The organism is Pseudonocardia pini (assembly GCF_013870575.1).
GTDB lineage: Bacteria > Actinomycetota > Actinomycetes > Mycobacteriales > Pseudonocardiaceae > Pseudonocardia > Pseudonocardia pini.
This window is the reverse complement of sequence record NZ_JACBXB010000792.1, coordinates 1-2,543: the sequence shown is the minus strand read 5'-3', so window position 1 is coordinate 2,543 and position 2,543 is coordinate 1. Positions and strand designations below refer to the sequence as shown.

Sequence of the window (2,543 nt, the reverse complement as noted above, 5' to 3'; positions counted from 1 at the left end):
ATCGTGGCCGTCGTGACCTCGAGGTTCTCCCGTGCCGCCGCGTGCCGCTCGTCGTGATAGGTCTCCAGGAGCTCCTCGGCCGCCCAGCCCCGCCGGACGTAGGCGATCTTCCAGGCCGCGTTCTCGGCGTCCGCCACGCCGGAGTTCAGCCCGCGGGCACCGAAGGGGGACAACAGGTGCGCGGCGTCGCCCGCCAGCAGCACCCGCCCGCAGCGCATCCGGTCCGCGACCCGGGACTGGAACCGGTAGACCGAGCACCAGACCAGCTCGTAGTCCGCGGCGAGGGCGCCGCCGAGCACCCGGCGGATCCTCGTGTCGAGCGCACCGGAGGCGATCTCCGCCTCCAGGTCGTGGTCGCGCGGGACCTGCCAGTCGATCCGGAAGACCGAGTCCGGGCAGGGGTGGACGAGCACCTGGCGGCCCGGGTTCCACTCCGGGTCGAAGTGGAAGCGCCGCTCGGTGGCCCAGCCCGGGAGGTCGGCGCGGACGTCGCAGATCAGGAAGCGGTCGTCGAAGGACCGGCCCGCCAGCCGGACACCGAGCCGCTCCCGCAGCGCGTCGGCCCGGCCGCCCGCACAGACGACGGCGTGGGTGCCGGTGAATACCCGCCCGTCGGCACAGAGCGCGGTCACCCCCGCCGCGTCCTGGGTGAGGTCGACGACGGGGTGCCCCCACCGCACGTCGACGAGCGGCTGCTCCGCGATGCAGGAGTCGAGGATCTCCTCGGTGCGGGTCTGCGACACGTTGACGAACGGCGGGAAGGCGGGGCGGCCGGGCTCGGCGAGCGTGAGGCTGAACAGCTCCTCCCCCTGGTGGAAGGTCCGCGCGGTGGTCCAGGTGACCCCCTCCGCGGCGATCCGGTGGCCCGCGCCGACCGACTCCCAGACGTCGAGCACGTCCCGTTGCTGGCAGATGGCGCGCGAGCCCGCGGCGGTGCGGGCGGGGCGGGCGTCGAGCACGATCGACGGGACGCCCCACCGAGCGAGCAGCAGGGCGGTGGTCTGGCCGACCGGGCCCGCCCCCACGATGATCACCGGGTTCGTCGGCCGGGTCATCGGCCGGGTCATCGGCTGGGTCATCGGATCAGCCCTGCAACTGCGCCCAGACCTCCCGGTCCCGTTCCCCGGTCCAGATGACCGGACGCTCGATCCCGGACAGCTCGTCCCACAGCCGGGAGACGTCGAAGGGCAGGCAGTGCTCGAAGATCGGCCAGTGCCCGTAGTCGTCGACGAGGGCGGCGTGGGTGGCCTCGAAGGCCTCCTTCAGCGTGCCGCCGCGGGCCTGCACCGCGCCGACCTCACGCAGCATGACCTGCAGGAACCCGCGGGTCTGGGCGATCGCCGCGTCGACCTCGGCCCGCCCCTGGCTCACCGCACCCCGTCCGCCGACCAACTGCTCCGCGCCCAGCGCCGCGACCCCGTCGAGGGTCGAGCCCGCCCAGTCGCGGTGGAAGGCGTCGCCGGTGTAGAGCGCGGCCTGCGCCTCGACGAGGTCGCCCGCGAACAGGATCCGGTGCCGCGGCAGCCAGGCGGTGAGGTCCCCCTCGGTGTGCCCGCGGCCGTGGAACTGCAGGACGAGGTCGCCGCGGTCCCCGCCGAGGTCGATCGTCATCCGGTCGGCGAAGGTGAGGGTCGGCCAGGTCAGCCCGGGCACGGAGTCGGCCGCCGCCGCGAGCCGGGGCATCCGGGCGAACTCGCTCTCCCAGTCCTCCTTGCCGCGCTCGGCCACCAGCGCGCGGGTGTTCTCGTGCGCGACGATCGCGTCCGCCTCGAACGCGCTGGCCCCGAGCACGCGGACCGCGTGGTAGTGGCTGAGCACCAGGTAGCGGACGGGCTTGTCGGTGTGCTCGCGCAGCCGGTCGAGCCAGGCGCGGGCGGCGACGGGCGTGGCCAGCGCCTCGAAGCAGACGAGGAAGTCCTCCCCCTCGACCGCCCCGACGTTCGGGTCGCCCTCGGCGGTCAGCGCGTAGACGCCGTCGGCGAGGACCTCGAGGGTCTGCTCCTTCGCGGCCGTGTCGGCGGACGAGGCGAACGGACGGGCCATGTCGACGCTCCTTTGCGGCGAGTGCCCCTCGATCGAAGCCGATCAAAGGTTTGACTACCCCGGAGGGTAGGCGCTCCCCCGGGCCGCGTCTACGCGTGCCGAGGGTCGGCCTCGACGATCCCGCCCCGGTGACCGCGACCGTGTCCTCGGCGAACGCCGCGGCGAGGGCGGCGTGGTCCCCGCGCGACGTGATCGTCATGCGTGGGAAACCTCCCGTCTACACGGGCTACTCATGCTCGACCGGTGGTCGGCAGCGGGGAGCTCTCGTTCCGCGTGCTCGGCGGGGTCGAGGCGTGGCGCGCGGGCGAGCGCCTCGAGCTGGGCGGCCCGAAGCAGCGGGCGGTCCTGACCTCCCTGATGCTGCGGGCGGGGCGCGTGGTGTCGCAGGACCAGCTGATCGACGATCTCTGGCCGGACGACCCGCCCGCCCGCGCGGCCGCCACGGTGCAGGTCTTCGTGTCCAACCTCCGCCGCGCGCTGGAGCCGGACCGACCCCGCGG

3 protein-coding genes are annotated in these 2,543 nt (G+C 74.2%); 1 reads left to right on the top strand and 2 read right to left on the bottom strand.

The genetic code is table 11. From position 1 onward, the window contains the following. Positions 1 to 1,079: FAD-dependent monooxygenase (locus H5J29_RS29000; protein ID WP_246394444.1), on the bottom strand; the 1,079-nt coding region annotated here is incomplete at its 3' end. 4 nt (positions 1,080 to 1,083) lie between these two features. Further along, complete coding sequence (locus H5J29_RS28995; RefSeq protein ID WP_181784159.1) at positions 1,084 to 2,043, bottom strand: MBL fold metallo-hydrolase; 960 nt, start codon at positions 2,041 to 2,043, stop codon at positions 1,084 to 1,086. Positions 2,044 to 2,286: 243 nt separating this feature from the next. Between H5J29_RS28995 and H5J29_RS36390 the strand changes: the two genes are divergently transcribed. Beyond that, a partial coding sequence (locus H5J29_RS36390; RefSeq protein ID WP_181784158.1) for an AfsR/SARP family transcriptional regulator occupies positions 2,287 to 2,543 on the top strand: 257 nt, incomplete at its 3' end.

Bases quoted from the DNA above. Each gene is read 5' to 3' on its own strand.
- H5J29_RS28995 (WP_181784159.1), bottom strand. From the start codon at position 2,043: ATGGCCCGTCCGTTCGCCTCGTCCGCCGACACGGCCGCGAAGGAGCAG.